We start from the raw sequence: 17,172 nt of genomic DNA on the forward strand, positions 1-17,172 counted from the left end.
TGGTTTGTTTTTATGTTTATGAAAGATTAATTACAGATACAAAGTTAAGCTAATTATTGGTTTGTATAATTCGATTAATATTTGATAATGGCTAGATTTTTGGTATTAGAATGATAAAAGTTCTCTCTAGCCCCCGATGGTAGCAAATATCCTTTTGGGCTGGAGTTCAGCCTAAAAGATATTGCGGACAGCGGGAGGGAAGCTGTTATAAAAAACAAGGGTTATGTACCTAAAAAAAACACTAGCCTTTCGACTAGTGTTTTGAATTTGTTTAAAAAACTTTTTATTTAGTTAACCAACTCACTTTGATTTCTAAAAACCAATTCTCCATCAAAAGAATCCAGTAAAATAATACTGTCTGTTTTGATGTTACCAGCCAGAATTTCTTTAGATAATTTATTCAAAACATCTCTTTGAATTACACGTTTAACGGGTCTTGCACCAAATTGTGGATCATAACCTTTTTCAGATAAATAATCGATAGCTTCCGTTGTAGCATCCATTGTGATGCCTTGCTGTGCAAGCATTTTGGTAATACTTTTCAATTGTAATCCAACAATTTGAGTAATATTAGCATTGGTCAATGGAGTAAACATCACAATCTCATCAATACGATTGATAAACTCTGGACGTAAGGTTTGTTTTAATAAACCAAGTACTTCTATTTTTGCCAATTCTGTGGCAGCTTCAACGCTTCCTTTTAAATTCTCGAATTTCTCTTGAATAATCTGGCTTCCCATATTGGAAGTCATAATGATAATCGTGTTTTTAAAATCAGCCAAACGTCCTTTGTTGTCTGTCAAACGTCCTTCGTCCAATACTTGCAACAAAATATTGAAAGTATCAGGATGAGCTTTCTCGATTTCATCCAGTAATATCACAGAATACGGTTTTCTACGTACTGCTTCAGTCAATTGTCCTCCCTCGTCATATCCTACATATCCTGGAGGTGCACCTACCAATCTACTGACGCTGTGACGTTCCTGATATTCACTCATATCAATTCGGGTCATGGCATTTTCGTCGTCAAATAGATATTCTGCTAATGCTTTTGCAAGTTCTGTTTTACCAACTCCTGTTGTTCCTAGGAAAAGGAAGGTTCCCACGGGTTTTTTCATATCCTGTAAACCCGCACGACTACGACGTACAGCATCACTCACAGCTTCGATAGCTTCAGTTTGCCCTACAACACGTTTGCGTAATTCATCTTCCAGATGCAATAGTTTTTCGCGTTCTCCCTGTAGCATTTTCATCACAGGAATTCCAGTCCATTTGGCAACTACTTCGGCTATATCTTCACGAGTTACCTCTTCCTTAATCAAAGAATTTCCTGATTGATTTTCCTGTAATTGTTTGGTAAAAATATCCAAGCGTTCTTGTGCTTCTTTGATTTTTCCGTAACGAATTTCGGCTACTTTACCATAATCACCTTCTCGTTCTGCACGTTCTGCCTCATGTTTTAGGTCTTCGATTTCTGTTTTTACTGCTTGAATGTTATCAACAACATCTTTCTCCGATTTCCATTTGGCGTAGATTACGTTGCGTTCTTCTTTTAGATTAGCCAATTCCAAACCTAATGTTTTAAGTTTGCTTTCATCTTTTTCACGTTTGATGGCTTCAATTTCGATTTCCAGCTGCATTACTTTTCGATCCAAAACATCCAATTCCTCAGGTTTTGAGTTGATTTCCATACGCAGTTTAGAAGCAGCTTCGTCTATTAAGTCGATAGCTTTGTCTGGAAGGAAACGATTGGTGATGTAGCGTTGGGAAAGGGTTACAGCGGCAATAATTGCATCGTCTTTAATTTGAACTTTATGATGTGTTTCATATTTTTCCTTGATTCCTCTAAGAATTGAAATGGCACTTTCGGTATCAGGTTCCTCAATCATAATTTTTTGGAAACGACGTTCCAATGCTTTGTCTTTTTCGAAATATTTTTGGTATTCATCCAAAGTGGTTGCACCTATAGCGCGTAATTCACCACGAGCCAAGGCTGGTTTTAATATGTTAGCTGCATCCATAGCACCTTCGCCACCGCCTGCACCAACAAGCGTGTGAATTTCGTCTATGAAAAGAACAATATCACCTTCAGCATTGGTAACTTCTTTTACCACAGATTTTAAACGTTCTTCAAATTCTCCTTTGTATTTAGCCCCAGCAATTAAAGCTCCCATATCTAGAGAGAATACGATTTTATCTTTTAAATTATCTGGAACATCGCCATCTACAATACGGTGTGCCAATCCTTCAGCAATAGCTGTTTTACCAACACCAGGCTCACCAACCAACATCGGATTGTTTTTGGTTCTTCGAGTTAGGATTTGTAGTACGCGTCGGATTTCTTCATCGCGGCCAATAACAGGATCGAGTTTGCCATTTCTGGCTAATTCGTTGAGGTTTTTAGCATATTTATTCAATGAATTATAAGTTTCTTCGGCAGATGCTGAGGTTACTCTTTCTCCTTTACGCAATTCTTCAATAGCTGCTTTTAATCCTTTTCCAGTTACTCCTTGGTCTTTTAGGATTTGAGATACTTTACTTTTTGAGTCAAATATACCGAGGATCAAATGTTCAATTGAAACGTATTCGTCATTCATTTTTTTAGCAATAATTTCGGCTTCGTTCAAAGCAGCATTAGCCGTTCTAGAAAGTTGAATCTCACCTCCTGATACTTTTGGAAAACTCTGAATCGTTGCGTCTAAAATTTGAAGAAACAGGGGCACATTGACGTTGAGTTTTTTCAAAATAAAAGGAGCTACGTTTTCATCTACATCAAAAATAGCTTTGAAAATGTGTTCGTTTTCTATTTGTTGTTGCCCCAAACTCTGAACCAATTGCTGCGAAAGCTGGATTGCTTCTTGCGATTTAATGGTAAACTTATTAATGTTCATGATTAAAGGTTTTATATTTTTTATTATTTAATAACTAACTTTGCAAAAGAAATGTCAAATTACATTCCATTGTAAAACTATGGACAATTTGACGTTTACAGTGTGATTTTTATCATATTACACAGACAAAACGACATAAAACAAGACAAAATGAGTATATTTTCAAATATTTTTGGAGGTTCAGAAAACGAAAACACATCGAATAGTAAAGTAAAATGGATTCCATTAACTTTCTCAGGACAGTTGGATGAAATTGTTGCCTTTTCGGATCAAAATCCAGTAGTGATTTTCAAACACAGTACGCGTTGTAGTATAAGCCGATTTGCCTTAAAACAATTTGAAAAAGAGTATGATTTAAAAGATAATGTTGATGCTTATTTTTTGGATTTATTAGAATATCGTGACATTTCAAATGAAATTGCAACTCGTTTTAATGTATTTCATCAATCTCCACAATTGATATTGATTAAAGATGGAAAATCAGTTTATGATGTTTCTCATGATGCTATTGATGCTGAGGAATTGAAAAGTAAAATTTAGTGCGATTTTTTTTAAAGCCATATAAGTCATAATAAGTTCAAGTTTTCTCTAAATAGTAGAGACTGTCTTAAATAAACTTATATGACTTATATGCTTTAAATTATAATTTTTTGGGAACGTTCTAAAATTCTCCTGAAGAACCGCCACCACTAAATCCACCGCCACCAAACTCCATTGGGGATTCTTCAATTTTCGCTTCGGGTTTAAGCCCAAATTGAGAAGCAGCCACAAGAACCTGAAGATTGGCAAAAGCATTAGGGTTCGTAAATCGGTCTACTTTGAAAGTGATACCAGTTTCTTTAAGTTTTGTTTTTTTGATAGCAAAATAGGTAAATGTAAAAATAAGAAGTCCACCAATTGTCAAGGCAACTTCTGGAGGTAAAACATGATGATACGTTCTGAAAGTAAAAAAACTAAAACAAAGTGCTAAAAAACCAATCCAAAGCATTACCCGATCTTTGTTTTTCAAAGAAAAAATGAGATAAACTACGGGGATTATAAATGTAAAAGCCCAAAAAAGCAAAGCAAAGGGAATTTCAGGACTTAAACCATTATAATAATATTCTTCAGAAAGAGTTGCGTTTAATTCTCTTACTACATAATAATTTCCCGCCAGATAAAATATGATGAGACAGAATCCTTTGACTAATTTTAGTCCGTTACAATAATAGGGAAAGATTAAGTTTTGCAATGTCTTTTTAGAAATAAAATAACCAAAACCAGATAATAACATCATTACAAAAGGCAATATAGCTTTACCAATTATTAAATAATCAAATACCAGATAAGCTACACTTCCTGTTATTCCAATGCAAGCGAGTAATGCCAAAGAAAGATTGAGATACCGCAGGTAGGTAATACTCGATACAATTGCCATTACTATAAAAATAACCAGATAGTTGGGGTCATAATTTTGCTCAAACGTCTGTCCAACTGCAATCAGCAATGATAAGATTCCACCCAAAATAAAGGCATCATCTAGGCCAAAACCAAAAAAGTTCATTTCTCGGGAGATAAATTCTTTAACTCCAAAACCTAGCATAGCAAAGAAATAGAAAAAATAGATATAGTCATTGCCATTGGTAGCAAGCATCATTAGTGATATAAATCCGCAAACAGAGGAAAATAACATACATCCCAGAATAAAAAAGCCTATTCGGATAAAGATATTATTTTGACTTTTAAGTTTTAATAATGACAAGCTAAATGTTTTGTATTGATCAGAGCTAATGAAACCTGATTGTTTCAATCGATTGGCTTCTTCATCAATATACACATTGTCTAAAAGAGTTTTATTGTATGCTATCATCAGTAGTATTTTTGTTAAAATGTTTAATCAGTTTTATAAAACCAAGTATTGAAAGAATAAAGTAGAAAGGTGTTGTAAAAATGAATACTGAGAAAAAATCATCAAAATGAATAAAAATTAAAGTCCTTACCAAAAAGATATTTATTCCAATATAACCATATATCACTGTGAAAATAAACAAAGAAATGGATCTTATTTGAAAGCTTAGATTGTAAAAATAATAAGCAGCAACTCCTAAAACTAAACCAAAAGGAAACCAATAATCATCACATAAATTAACCATGCAAGCAATGCCAACTAGATGTAAGGAAAAAGTAAGATACACCAAATTGAAATGTTTTTTTAAATTGATTTTGCCCGCATATAATGCCCAAAGTAATAATGTCAAACCAAAAGCTAAACCAATATAGCTTAAGGTTCTATTATTAAACATTTCGTTTTCAAAATAATGTTTTGGATCTACCGAAAGACCCAAATAGGCTGCTATTCCTGTAATTCCTATTGATAAAACACTTTTATTGTCGAAATAATAGGCACAAAAAAGACTGATAAGCGTCGGTACTAAAGTAGCCAACCCATAATGAGTTCCAAAAGTTTGGTATTGAAATTGTAAGTATCCCACAAACGTACAACTCAAAATTACAGATGTAAGTACTAAATAATCATAGAGAGGATTAGTAAACGGAGCCTCTCCTTTTTTGAAGCCCTCATGATTTTTAAAACAAAAGTAAAAACACATTATTGTTATTATCAGTAACAATCCAAGTAAAACTGTATGTCCAATGGCGTCTATGTTTTGATATATCAAAATTCCAATGCCCGAAGTAAACATTAACATTGAAAGATATAATAAGAATTTTAATTCGTTATGGACCGAAAACAAATTTAAACTTCGATAGTCCCGTACAGCTTCCAATTGTTCTTTAGTGATGTGATTTGTATCAAAAAGAGTTTGTGTTGCTTCATCTTCAAAATTCGTCATAGTATTTAGTTAAGATATTTCTCAAATATATAGAATTTTTATTACTAATTAATGAGATACTATTTATTTAAAAGACTAAATTCAGGGATAGTTTTAATTTTGAGAATCGCTTAAAGATTTTGCTAGAGGAATTTATAAAGTAATAAAAAAACCAATTTTTCTATTTTAAAAAATTGGTTTTTATTAATGATAGTTGTTTGTATTATTTCTGAATTTTAATATCTACTACAATCCTAGGATCGTAACCTACTCGATGTACAGATTTAATATAAATGGCTCCTTTTTTGCCAGATGCATTTTTAAACAATACAATATTTGGAGTGTAGCTATCTGGAAATGATTCGTCATCGTCTGTATCAATTTTGAGGGTATCAAAATCAGAAGCCTTTTCTATTTTATTAAATTGATCAATAGTTAATAGATCTTTTTGATAATTTATAAATAAAGATAATGATGCATTTTTTATACCATAATCAGAGTCATTAGGGCTCATAAAATAGTCTAATGATTGACCTCCACTATAAAAAGCAATGTCTATTTTAGGTAAAATAGTTGCGTCAATTTGGCTTTTTTTATACGATTTTCCTAATTCAGTTGAAAAATACCTACCAGCATCAAATCCTTCTACTTGGTCTAAAGAAAAAGTAACATCTGTAAAGGTTATTAAAGTTGCTGAATCAGTTTTAGTTGTTTCTGTTTTTGAATCATCACTTGAACAACTGTTGAAAAGCATGACGCTTAAGCATAAAAATAAGGCAATCTTTGGGGGTAATTTCATAGTGTTAATTTTATATTTTTTGTGAAAATACATAAAACCATGCGTGCATACTATTTTTATTTGTTAAAAAATAAATGTTTTAATATCATTCATTTCGATTGATGATTCAGATGAAATGGCCAAACTATTTTAATAAAATTGTATTCCCCAACACAATGCCGTATATTGCGAAATTATAAAATATATAAGATGAAAGATTTGAAAAAATATACAAATAAAACAAAAGCAGCTTTTATTTTACTGATTGTTATGGTTATTATTTTATTGAGTAATTTCAATACATTGCACAATTCCCAAAAAACGAATGAGGATATCAATGCTATCTACAACGACCGATTGGTAGTCGAGCATTATATTTTTCAATATGCGAATGAACTTCACTCTATAAAAGCAAATGCTGTACAGTCACAATTAAATGATAATCAAAAAATGCAGGAAATTGCAATAGCTTTGGGCAATATTCAAAACATAGATAAACTATATTCAAAAACGGTTTTAACTTCAAATGAAGAATTATTTTTTAAATCATTTTTATCTTCCTGTATTTCAATTAAAGAACAAAACAGAAATAAAAATTGGAATCAAATTGTAAATTCTAGCAATCAGGTACTAGAAACATTAATAAAACTATCTCATCTTCAAATTAAGGAAGGTAAATCTAAGTTAGATCATTCTACTGCGATACATAATGGGAATAATAGTTTGGGCGAACTAGAAATCGCTTTGCTAGTTATCCTAAGCGGAATTACCACTTATCTATTATTGGCTAAGAAAGATAAGATTAAAGTAAAAATCCCCGAAGCGCCAAGTTTGAATTAATAGATACAGTTTGATTGTTTTTTGAAGCAGAAAGATTAGGCATTTTTAGGTAGATGGTTCCTGCTATCCGCTATATATTTCTTGCCTAAAGGAGGCAAGGAAAGGATATCTCTTCTATTAGGGCTAAGAGCAGAGATAGTGTTTTTGTTGTTATGAATTAGAGTTAAAGATTTAAAAAAAATATAAAAACTTCTTCGTATTAGACCTAACAGGTTTTTAAAACCTGTTAGGTCTTCATTTAAGATTAATGATCTGAACTCGATTATTAATATGTTTTGTATTTCGCTCCTATGGAGCTCTGATATACTAAACTGTTATTTATAGAAGTTCAAAATGTTAGTATTTTTAAGCTCTTAGGAGCGACATCTATTTTAATAATTAGGGTTCAGCTAATAATTAATAAATACAATTCTTTTAAAAAAAAGGTATTAGTTTTTTAATCCTAATACCTTTTTTAGATATAATATTTATAACAAGATGCTTTTACTTAATAAGCACTTTTCATTTTTTCTTTAATTTCAGCCAAACAAAGGTTGTTAATACTTCCTTCGTGAGTATGTTTGGTTTCTTTTGGAGATTGGTAAGTTCCAGCTTCCAATTGTTCAGCAACGGCTTTATACGCATCTCTAAAAGGCATTCCAGCAACTACCATTTCATTTAAAGTATCAACTGTAAATAGGTAATCGTATTTTTTATCGTTTAAAATACCTTCTTTAACTTTAATATCTGGAATTGAGAAAATAGCAATATCTAAACAAGCTTTCAGGTTTTGAATCGCAGGAAATAATCCTTCTTTCAATAATTGAAAATCCCTATGGTAACCACTTGGAAGATTATTTGTAATCAAAGTGATTTCATAAGGTAAAGCCTGAATTTTATTGCATTTTCCACGGATTAACTCAAACACATCTGGATTTTTTTTGTGTGGCATAATGCTCGAACCTGTCGTAAGATGTGACGGTAAACCAATGAAATCAAAATTTTGACTCATATACAAACACACATCCATCGAGAATTTTGCCAAAGTTGCAGCAACACTACTCATTGCAAAAGCGACTGTTTTCTCAGATTTTCCTCGGCTCATTTGAGCAGCTACAGAATTGTATTTTAAGGTTTTAAATCCTAATTCTTTGGTAGTGAAAGTTCTGTTGATAGGGAAGGAGCTTCCGTAACCTGCAGCTGAACCTAATGGATTTTGATCTACAACTTTTAGTGCAGCATTCAACATTGTAATATCGTCAATCAAGGTTTCTGCATATGCTGAAAACCACATTCCGAAAGATGATGGCATCGCAATTTGCAAATGTGTATAGCCTGGCAATAATACATTTTGGTATTTTTCTGCCGATTCCATCATTAAATCAAAAAGTGTTTTTACCTGCTCTTTAAGTTCTTTAACCGCATCTTTTAGGTATAAATTCACATCAACTAAAACTTGGTCATTGCGAGAACGAGCCGTATGGATTTTCTTTCCAGCATCGCCTAATTTTACCGTTAATAAATATTCAATTTTGGAGTGAACATCTTCAAAAGAATCTTCAATTTCGAAATTTCCTTTTTCAACATCAGCGATAATATCTTCTAACGCTAACACTAAAGAAGTAGTTTCTTCAGATGTTAATAAATTAATTTGTCCCAACATTTTGGCGTGAGCAATAGAACCTAAAGCATCATATTTGGCTAAGACTAAATCTAGTTCGCGGTCGTTTCCAACAGTGAAATGTTCGATTTGTTTGTCAGTTGGTATTCCTTTTTCCCAAAGTTTCATATTTCTATTTTTTGTTTCGCAAAGATACTCAGAGGTTACTCAGAGATTTGCAAAGTTTTTTATTTCTATAATTTGACTTAGTTTCCCTAAATCCTAGCCCCGATAGTAGTGAAAATCCTTTTTGTTTTTGTTGCCAAAAACAAAAAGATTGCAACGGATAGCTGGATTAGCTCCTAAAAAAATCAGTCAATATCTTGATATATAATTCTATTCCTTCTTCGATTTCGTGGATAAATATAAATTCATCTGCCGAGTGTGACCGTAGGGATTCTCCAGGCCCTAATTTCAAAGATTGACAACTCAAAACCGATTGATCTGAAAGGGTTGGTGATCCATAAGTCGTTCTTCCTAGAGCGATTCCTGCTTGTACTAATCCGTGGGCAACTGGAATGGAAGAAGAGTTTAAGTGCAACGAGCGAGGAGTAACCTCGGCATTCACATTGGCTCTTACAGTTTCTAAAATTTCAGTATTATTGTAGCGGTCAGTTACTCGGATATCGACAACCAAATGGCATTCGGCAGGAACGACATTGTGCTGTTTTCCAGCAGTAACTTGGGTTACGGTCATTTTTACAGGACCTAAAACTTCGGATATTTTCTCGAATTGAAATGTTTTGAACCATTCAATTACGGGCATTGCATTATAAATTGGATTATCTGGATTGTTGTGTGCGGCGTGACTTGCAGTTCCTTTTACCACAACATCTAGAACCAATAAACCTTTTTCGGCTACGGCCAATTGCATTAAAGTTGGTTCGCCAACTATAGCACATTCCAATTCTGGTAAATGTTTCAAAACGCTGTTTAAACCATTCTTTCCGCTGCTTTCTTCTTCTGCGGAAGCCACAATTACAATATTGTAAGGAAGATTCTCTTGAGTATAAAAATGAGTAAACGTTGCTATCAAGGAAACCAAACATCCACCAGCATCATTACTACCTAAACCAAATAATTTTCCATCTTTTACAATCGCTTCAAATGGATCGTTCGTATAACCTTGATTTGGTTTTACCGTATCGTGATGTGAATTCAGTAAAAGTGTCGGTTTAGATTTATCAAAATGTTGATTGTAAGCCCAAATGTTATTGTTCTCTCTTTCGAAAGGAATGTTGTTTTGTGTAAACCAATTTTCGATTAAAAGCGCAGTTTTATCTTCTTCACTTGAAAAAGACGGAGTCTCAATCAGCGATTTTAATAGAGCAATGGCTTCTTGTATAAGGGTTTCTATGTTTTTCATTTATTCTTTTAATTTTATCACGAAGGTGCAAATTTTTTTACAATTGAATAGTTGTACAAACTGAATCTTCGCTTTGTAACATTTTGTGATGACCAATTCGTATTTTTTGAACGCCTTTTGACAAACTGTTAAAACAATTATCCAGTTTTGGAATCATTCCCGAGTGTATTGCCCCTTCAGTTTTTAATTGCGAATACAACTCTTGATTGATGTTTTTAATAACTGAATTTTCATCTTCAACATCTGTTAAAACTCCCGCTTTTTCAAAGCAATAATTTAAAGTTACTTCAAAGACTTCAGATGCTGCAATTGCTAATTCACTAGCAATGGTGTCGGCGTTTGTATTTAATAATTGTCCGTTTTTATCGTGAGTTATAGCACAGAAAACGGGAACAATTCCACTAGAAATCAAAGTTTCTAATAATGGAGTATTTACTTTTTGTACATCACCAACAAAACCATAATCGATAGTTGGATGGTTCCTTTTTGTCGATTGAATTAGGTTTCCATCGGCGCCAGAAAATCCCATGGCGTTAGTGTTGTTAGCTTGTAATTGTGCTACCACATTTTTGTTGATTTCACCAGCATAAATCATCACCACAACGTCAAGCATTGGTTGGTCAGTAATGCGTCGCCCTTCTATCATTTGAGGAACTAAACCAATACTTTGTGCCATTTTGGTAGCTGATTTTCCACCACCGTGAACTAGTATTTTGTTTCCTTCAATCTTAGAAAAATCACTTAGAAATTGTGATAACTCTGTTGCATCATCAATAATGTTTCCTCCGATTTTTATGATAGATAATGGTTTCTTATTTGACATTTTTCAATATTTTTTGTAAAACCAATTGAGCAGAATACGTTCTATTATTTGCTTGTTCAATAACAATTGAATTTTCGCTATCAATTACTTCGTCAGCTACAATTACATTTCTTCTTACAGGCAAACAATGCATAAATTTAGCGTTGTTTGTTAATGCCATTTTTTCAGCAGTAACTGTCCAGTTTGGATCTGTATTGGTAATTTGTCCGTATTCCTTATAATTACTCCAGTTTTTGGTGTAGATAAAATCGGCATTTTCAAAAGCTTTATTTTGATCGTGTTCTATTTTGGAATTTTTGGTAATTTCAGGATTCAGTTCGTAACCTTCGGGATGTGTAATTACAAAATCCATACTTTCTTGCTTTTGCATCATTTCTACGAAAGAATTGGCAACAGCCTGAGGTAATGCTCTTGGATGTGGAGCCCAAGTTAAAACAACTTTTGGTCTGTGTTTTGTCTTGTGTTCTGCCATTGTAATAGCATCTGCAAGTGATTGCATTGGGTGTCCAGTAGCACTTTCCATATTAACAACAGGCACAGTAGCGTATTTCAAGAAACCTGAAATTACTGTCTCAGCGTTGTCTTTTTCTTTGTCTACCAATCCTGCAAAAGCTCTGATTGCTATAATATCAGCATATTGAGAAACTACTTCTGCAGCTTCTTTAATGTGTTCTGAAGCGCCTTGATTCATAATTGCTCCATCTTCATATTCTAGTGTCCAACCTTCACTGCCAAAGTTCATCACCATCACGTTCATACCTAAATTGATGGCTGCTTTTTGGGTACTCAAACGGGTTCTCAAACTAGAATTGAAAAACAACATTACTAAGGTTTTGTTCTTTCCTAGTTTTTTATTTTTGAGTGGGTTCTTTTTGATTTTTATCGCTTCTTTCACCCATTTTTGGAGTGAATCTATGTTTTGTATGGATGTAAAGTTCATTTTGGTTATTTGTTTAATTGGTTATTTGTTTAATCGATTAACCGAATTAACGATTAACTAATCAACTTTTTATACAATTTTTGTAAACGCTATTTTATTATTCAATGCTTTCACCATAAAATTATCTTCCAGTCCATTCACAATCCAAGTTTCGATATTAGCAGCTTTGGCAATAGCCGCCGAATCAATTTTGGACTGCATTCCACCTGTTCCGTGAGACGATTTAGAATCGCCAATTTCCTTTTGCAAGAGCGATAAATCGGTTACTAGTTCTATTGTTTCTGGCACTTCATCGTTTATTGACGATTTGGTGTAAATTCCGTTGGTGTTGGTTGCAATAATCAGAATATCAACGTTTAATAAAACCGCAGTCAATGCCGCTAATTTATCATTATCTCCAAATTTTATCTCATCAGTAGCGACAGTATCATTTTCATTGATAATTGGAATATAATTATTTTTGACTAATACATTAATGGTGTTTACAATGTTAACTTTGGATTGTTGTTTTTCAAAATCAGAATAGGATAGCAGGCATTGCGAAATATGTAATCCCAAATCACTAAAATTCTCATGGTAAATGCGCATCAAGTGAGGCTGGCCAATAGATGCTAAAGCTTGCTTTACGAAAACATCTTTATCCTGATTGTCAAGCTTTACAAACTGTTTAGCAGCAGCAATAGCTCCTGAACTCACAATAATAAATTCATATTCATCGTTCAAAGCCGCAATTTGCATCCCAATATCCTCAATCTTTCCTCTCGAAATATGATTGGTTTCTTTGGTTAAGGTGTTACTTCCTAATTTTAATAATATTCTTTTTTTTGCCATTTTTTTTACCGCAAAGGGCGCAAAGTTTATATTTTGAATCTTTACAAACGCAAGGTCAAGGTTCGCAAAGCTAAATCTTAAATCGTTATTCTAAAATCTGCAATCTAAAATTATCTTATCTGTCCGTCACCATAAATATACCATTTATTGGTTACAAGATGTTGTAATCCAATTGGTCCACGTTGGTGTAATTTATCAGTGCTTATAGCTAATTCTCCACCAAGACCAAATTGTCCTCCATCGGTAAAACGAGTTGATGCATTATGATATACAGAAGAAGCATCAACATTTTCCATGAATTCTTGTGCCAAAGTTTCACTTTTAGTTATAATAGAAGCGGAGTGACCGCCACAATATTTATTGATTTTAGCAATCGCTTTTTGATTGGAATTGATGGTTCCAATAACGATTTTATAATCTAAAAACTCTTCGTACCAAATCAAATCGCTTTCAATTGCTGGAACTCCAGTTGCTTCTGCGAAAGCATTATCTCCTAAAATCGTCACTTTGAATTTCTCTAACTCAGTAACCAATTGTTTAGCAAAATCTTCCCAATTTGGCAAGTTTGTATCGATTAAAACTTTGTCCAAAGCATTACAAACTGAGATATTAGAGGTTTTTCCGTTGATGATAATGTTCATTGCTTTTTCTAAATCGGCATCGGCATTAACATAAACAAAATTATTCCCACGACCACTTACAATCACTGGGCAAGTTGCGTGTTTTTTGGTAAATTCAATTAATTTTTCGCCACCACGAGGCACGATTAAATCGACTTTTTGTGTTGGTTTTTCAAGGAATTCTTGCGTTTGAACTCTATCGTAATTCAAATATTCAACCCAATCCGTCGAAACTCCATTGTTCTCTAAAGCTTGATGCCAAAGGCTCACAATCTTTTGATTTGAAAGCAACGATTCTTTTCCGCCTTTCAAAAGGATTTTATTTCCCGATTTAAAAGCAATTCCTCCAGCTTCAACAGTTACGTCTGGGCGAGATTCGTATATGATTAAAATAGTTCCAAAAGCAGCCGTTTTGTTGCTGATTTTCATCCCGTTATCGTGAGTGAAAGTAAAACGAACCTGACCAACTGGATCTTCCTGACTGGCTAATTGCTGCAACGAAAGAATCATACCATTTACTTTGGCATCATCCACTAATAAGCGTTTTTCCATTGCCAAATCTTCACCATTATAATTGGCTAAATCCTGCTGATTTATGGTTTTTAACGCTTCTCTTTCTTGCTCTAATAAAGTCGCCATTGTGGTTAAAACAGCGTTTCTTTTTTCGATTGGAAGTATTGTATTCATAGTTTATTGGTTGTTTTTAATAGCATCAATTTCTTTTTGCATTTTTTCTCTCCAAAATTTTCCATTCCTTTTTTCAAGATATGGATTTGTGATTTTTTGATATTCTTTTTCTGCAATATCTAAATCCTTTGAAATATTACAGGTTGAAGATTTGTATAAGCCATATTTTTTATGAATGGAATCAGACTTTATGTATTTATTAAAATCATTTTCATTTTTAGGAGGCAACATTAATCCGTGACTAAAAGATTTTACACTATCCTTTTTAATATCCGTTTTTGCATCATTTTGATACCTTAATACAAGTTCATCTAATTCTTTTTTATTATTATAAAATCTATAAAAACCATTTGAAAGATTTAATATCGTTGCAAATATGTTAATGTAGATTATAGATGTTATAAACTTTCTTGAAAAATTTACCTTTCTGTATAATAAAAAACTAAAAAAAGCGGTTGTTGCAATTAAAATTAAATAAATACTTAATAATGGTTCCCATTCAACGTGTTGAGTTATAATATCAAACAATGAATAACTCTCGGGATAACAAAACAAATAGTAAACAAAAATGTTAGCTATCCAAAGAATTAAAGTACTGATAAATAACTTTTTATTCATCATTATTTCAATTCAGCCAACGATTCTTTTAAAGCAACAATAAACGTATCAATTGCTTCAGTTGTAATCGTTAACGGAGGAAGAATTCTCAATAAGTTTTTATTGTTTGCTCCACCTGTAAAAATATATTTTTCAATAATCATTTTCTTTCTCAAAGCACTCACGTCAAAGTCAAATTCAACTCCCAGCATCAATCCTCTTCCTTTCACTTTGATGATTTCTGGAACAGCTTTAATCGCTTCCATGAAATAGTCCGAAACTTTATTAGTGTTTGCAATTAGATTTAGTTTTCCCATCACATCCAAAACTGCAATTCCAGCAGCACAAGCCAAATGGCTTCCACCAAAAGTAGTTCCTAATAAGCCGTAACTCGCTTTGAATTTTGGCGAAATCAAAACTCCACCAATTGGGAAACCGTTCCCCATTCCTTTTGCAGTTGTTACAATATCAGGATTGATTCCGTGATGTTGAAAAGCAAAAAACTTTCCACTTCTTCCATAACCTGATTGTACTTCGTCTAAAATTAAAACTACATCATTTGCTTTACAAGCTTTTTCTAAACCTTGAAAGAATTCAGTTGTTCCTTGGTCTAAACCACCAACACCTTGAATAGGCTCAATGATTACAGCACAAACGTCACCTTTTTTCAATTCTGCTTCAACCAAATCAATTTGATTTAGAGGCAAAAATGTAACTACTTGTTGTGCATTAAGCGGAGCAACGATTTTTTTGTTATCAGTTACAGCAACAGCTGCAGAAGTTCTTCCGTGGAATGAATTATCAAAAGCAATTACTCTTGATTTATTCGTATGGAAAGAAGCTACTTTCAAAGCATTTTCATTCGCTTCAGCACCAGAACTACATAAGAACAAGTTGAAATCAGTCAAACCTGAAGCTTTCCCTAATTTATCAGCTAACTCTACTTGCAATGGGTTTTGAATAGCATTCGAATAAAAATTCAAATTATCCAATTGTTCTTTTACTTTTGCTACATAATCGGGTTGTGTATGTCCGATTGAAATTACTCCGTGACCAGAGTATAAATCTAAATATTCAATTCCTTTATCGTCTGTAATTGTGCAATCTAAAGCTTTTACAGGAGTAATAGGATATAATGGGTAAACGTCGAATAAGTTCATTTTTTTAGTTTTTTTGAGGAAAGAGGCAAGAAGAAAGAGGCAAGATTTAGCCTTATTGTCTTTCTTCTTGTTTCTTTCTTCTTTTATTAATCTTTTTTAAAATCCAGATGGTTTCAAATGCAATCCTGTAGTTTCGTCCAATCCAAACATTAAATTCATGTTTTGAACGGCTTGACCAGAGGCGCCTTTGAGTAAATTATCAATAATAGAAGTTATCAAAATCCGGTTTCCTTTTTTCATTAAACTAATAATACATTTGTTTGTTTGTACTACTTGTTTCATATTGATGTTTGTAGTAGTAACGGTTACAAATGGTTGGTCAGCGTAAAAAGCTTCGTATTTGGCAACCAAATCCTCTAAACTTTCTTTTGACTTTGTATATAAAGTGGCGAAAATTCCTCTTGGAAAATCTCCTCTGTTTGGTATGAAAATCAATTCATCATTATAAGAAGCTTGCAATTGATTCAAACTTTGGTTGATTTCTCCCAAATGTTGGTGTTCAAAAGCTTTATAATGCGAAAAGTTATTGTTTCTCCAGCTAAAATGTGAAGTAGCCGCTAATCCTACACCAGCTCCTGTACTTCCTGTTGTTGCATTGATGTGCACATCTTCACTTAATAATCCATCAGATGCTAATGGCAATAAAGCCAATTGAATAGCAGTTGCAAAACAACCTGGATTAGCAATGTAATTTGCATTTTTAATACTGGTTTTGTTGAGTTCAGGCAATCCGTAAATGAATTGCTTTCCTTCGAAATTAGCATCAGCTGTTAGCCTGAAATCATTTCCTAAATCAATAATTTTAGTATGATTAGCAAATTGATTTTCCTTTAGAAAAGAAATTGATTTTCCATGTCCTAAACACAAAAAAACTACGTTTACATTTGGATTCACTTCATCTGTAAAATTCATTTCGATGTCGCCCAACAAATCGTGATGCGCTATCGAAAGCGGTTTTCCAGCATTGGTTGTACTGTATACAAAATCCAATTTTGCATTCGGGTGAAACATCAATAATCTGATGAGTTCTCCCGCAGTATATCCCGAACCTCCAATTATTCCAACATTAATCATTTTTTAATTTTTTTTTTGAACCATTAAGAAATTAAGATTATTAAGTAATATGAGCTAAATGTTTCTTAATTTCTTAATGGTTAAATTTTTATATAAAACTTAAATTTTAATATTTT

At 33.0% G+C, this 17,172-nt stretch carries 15 protein-coding genes; 2 read left to right on the forward strand and 13 right to left on the reverse strand.

Annotated features, from left to right (window positions below; all coding sequences use genetic code 11):
* Positions 1-287 precede the first annotated feature (287 nt).
* Positions 288-2,891 (reverse strand): ATP-dependent chaperone ClpB, encoded by a 2,604-nt coding sequence (gene clpB, locus CLU82_RS16605; protein ID WP_100844140.1) that lies wholly within the window; start codon positions 2,889-2,891, stop codon positions 288-290.
* A 150-nt stretch (positions 2,892-3,041) separates the two neighbouring features.
* Here clpB and ytxJ point away from each other — a divergent pair, with 150 nt between their 5' ends.
* Positions 3,042-3,431, forward strand: coding sequence for a bacillithiol system redox-active protein YtxJ (ytxJ, locus tag CLU82_RS16610; RefSeq protein WP_100844141.1), 390 nt, complete (start codon positions 3,042-3,044; stop codon positions 3,429-3,431).
* A 121-nt stretch (positions 3,432-3,552) separates the two neighbouring features.
* Here ytxJ and CLU82_RS16615 read toward each other — a convergent pair whose 3' ends face one another.
* The 3 genes from CLU82_RS16615 to CLU82_RS16625 all read right to left on the reverse strand — a co-directional run bounded on the left by CLU82_RS16615 (position 3,553) and on the right by CLU82_RS16625 (position 6,500).
* Positions 3,553-4,740: a hypothetical protein gene (locus CLU82_RS16615; protein ID WP_100844142.1), complete on the reverse strand. Its 1,188-nt coding sequence runs from the start codon at positions 4,738-4,740 to the stop codon at positions 3,553-3,555.
* Positions 4,724-5,722 (reverse strand): DUF2157 domain-containing protein, encoded by a 999-nt coding sequence (locus CLU82_RS16620; protein WP_100844143.1) that lies wholly within the window; start codon positions 5,720-5,722, stop codon positions 4,724-4,726. Before CLU82_RS16620 ends, CLU82_RS16615 begins: the two co-directional genes overlap by 17 nt.
* Positions 5,723-5,924: 202 nt before the next feature.
* Complete coding sequence (locus CLU82_RS16625; protein ID WP_157813375.1) at positions 5,925-6,500, reverse strand: hypothetical protein; 576 nt, start codon at positions 6,498-6,500, stop codon at positions 5,925-5,927.
* 189 nt (positions 6,501-6,689) lie between these two features.
* Between CLU82_RS16625 and CLU82_RS16630 the strand changes: the two genes are divergently transcribed.
* Complete coding sequence (locus CLU82_RS16630) at positions 6,690-7,319, forward strand: hypothetical protein (protein ID WP_100844145.1); 630 nt, start codon at positions 6,690-6,692, stop codon at positions 7,317-7,319.
* A gap of 487 nt (positions 7,320-7,806) precedes the next feature.
* Here the strand turns inward: CLU82_RS16630 and argH are convergent, their stop codons facing one another.
* The 9 genes from argH to argC all read right to left on the reverse strand — a co-directional run bounded on the left by argH (position 7,807) and on the right by argC (position 17,056).
* Entirely contained in the window at positions 7,807-9,087 is a 1,281-nt protein-coding gene (gene argH, locus CLU82_RS16635) for an argininosuccinate lyase (protein WP_100844146.1), read from the reverse strand.
* Positions 9,088-9,253: 166 nt separating this feature from the next.
* Positions 9,254-10,324 (reverse strand): M20 family metallo-hydrolase, encoded by a 1,071-nt coding sequence (locus tag CLU82_RS16640; RefSeq protein ID WP_100844147.1) that lies wholly within the window; start codon positions 10,322-10,324, stop codon positions 9,254-9,256.
* Between the two features lie 37 nt (positions 10,325-10,361).
* On the reverse strand, positions 10,362-11,147 hold the full coding sequence (gene argB, locus CLU82_RS16645) for an acetylglutamate kinase (protein ID WP_100844148.1): 786 nt from the start codon (positions 11,145-11,147) through the stop codon (positions 10,362-10,364).
* Positions 11,137-12,087, reverse strand: coding sequence for an N-acetylornithine carbamoyltransferase (locus CLU82_RS16650; protein ID WP_100844149.1), 951 nt, complete (start codon positions 12,085-12,087; stop codon positions 11,137-11,139). The genes argB and CLU82_RS16650 overlap by 11 nt, the downstream gene beginning before the upstream one ends.
* Before the next feature lie 69 nt (positions 12,088-12,156).
* Positions 12,157-12,918 carry a glutamate 5-kinase gene (proB, locus tag CLU82_RS16655; protein WP_100844150.1) on the reverse strand — a complete coding sequence of 254 codons (762 nt, stop codon included), beginning with the start codon at positions 12,916-12,918 and terminating at the stop codon, positions 12,157-12,159.
* Positions 12,919-13,028: 110 nt separating this feature from the next.
* Entirely contained in the window at positions 13,029-14,225 is a 1,197-nt protein-coding gene (locus CLU82_RS16660) for a glutamate-5-semialdehyde dehydrogenase (RefSeq protein ID WP_100844151.1), read from the reverse strand.
* Positions 14,226-14,228: 3 nt separating this feature from the next.
* Complete coding sequence (locus CLU82_RS16665) at positions 14,229-14,846, reverse strand: hypothetical protein (RefSeq protein WP_100844152.1); 618 nt, start codon at positions 14,844-14,846, stop codon at positions 14,229-14,231.
* Positions 14,846-15,982, reverse strand: coding sequence for an aspartate aminotransferase family protein (locus tag CLU82_RS16670; RefSeq protein ID WP_100844153.1), 1,137 nt, complete (start codon positions 15,980-15,982; stop codon positions 14,846-14,848). Before CLU82_RS16670 ends, CLU82_RS16665 begins: the two co-directional genes overlap by 1 nt.
* A gap of 96 nt (positions 15,983-16,078) precedes the next feature.
* Positions 16,079-17,056 carry an N-acetyl-gamma-glutamyl-phosphate reductase gene (argC, locus tag CLU82_RS16675; RefSeq protein WP_100844154.1) on the reverse strand — a complete coding sequence of 326 codons (978 nt, stop codon included), beginning with the start codon at positions 17,054-17,056 and terminating at the stop codon, positions 16,079-16,081.
* Positions 17,057-17,172 lie beyond the last annotated feature (116 nt).

Origin of the sequence: Flavobacterium sp. 5 (assembly GCF_002813295.1) — a bacterium.
Lineage (GTDB): Bacteria > Bacteroidota > Bacteroidia > Flavobacteriales > Flavobacteriaceae > Flavobacterium.

Coding starts and splice junctions, on each gene's coding strand:
- CLU82_RS16620 (WP_100844143.1), bottom strand. CDS start 5,722: ATGACGAATTTTGAAGATGAAGCAACACAAACTCTTTTTGATACAAAT.
- argC (WP_100844154.1), bottom strand. CDS start 17,056: ATGATTAATGTTGGAATAATTGGAGGTTCGGGATATACTGCGGGAGAA.
- CLU82_RS16625 (WP_157813375.1), bottom strand. CDS start 6,500: ATGAAATTACCCCCAAAGATTGCCTTATTTTTATGCTTAAGCGTCATG.
- ytxJ (WP_100844141.1), top strand. CDS start 3,042: ATGAGTATATTTTCAAATATTTTTGGAGGTTCAGAAAACGAAAACACA.
- CLU82_RS16650 (WP_100844149.1), bottom strand. CDS start 12,087: ATGAACTTTACATCCATACAAAACATAGATTCACTCCAAAAATGGGTG.
- CLU82_RS16660 (WP_100844151.1), bottom strand. CDS start 14,225: ATGAATACAATACTTCCAATCGAAAAAAGAAACGCTGTTTTAACCACA.
- argH (WP_100844146.1), bottom strand. CDS start 9,087: ATGAAACTTTGGGAAAAAGGAATACCAACTGACAAACAAATCGAACAT.
- clpB (WP_100844140.1), bottom strand. CDS start 2,891: ATGAACATTAATAAGTTTACCATTAAATCGCAAGAAGCAATCCAGCTT.
- CLU82_RS16640 (WP_100844147.1), bottom strand. CDS start 10,324: ATGAAAAACATAGAAACCCTTATACAAGAAGCCATTGCTCTATTAAAA.
- CLU82_RS16665 (WP_100844152.1), bottom strand. CDS start 14,846: ATGATGAATAAAAAGTTATTTATCAGTACTTTAATTCTTTGGATAGCT.
- CLU82_RS16670 (WP_100844153.1), bottom strand. CDS start 15,982: ATGAACTTATTCGACGTTTACCCATTATATCCTATTACTCCTGTAAAA.
- argB (WP_100844148.1), bottom strand. CDS start 11,147: ATGTCAAATAAGAAACCATTATCTATCATAAAAATCGGAGGAAACATT.
- proB (WP_100844150.1), bottom strand. CDS start 12,918: ATGGCAAAAAAAAGAATATTATTAAAATTAGGAAGTAACACCTTAACC.
- CLU82_RS16630 (WP_100844145.1), top strand. CDS start 6,690: ATGAAAGATTTGAAAAAATATACAAATAAAACAAAAGCAGCTTTTATT.
- CLU82_RS16615 (WP_100844142.1), bottom strand. CDS start 4,740: ATGATAGCATACAATAAAACTCTTTTAGACAATGTGTATATTGATGAA.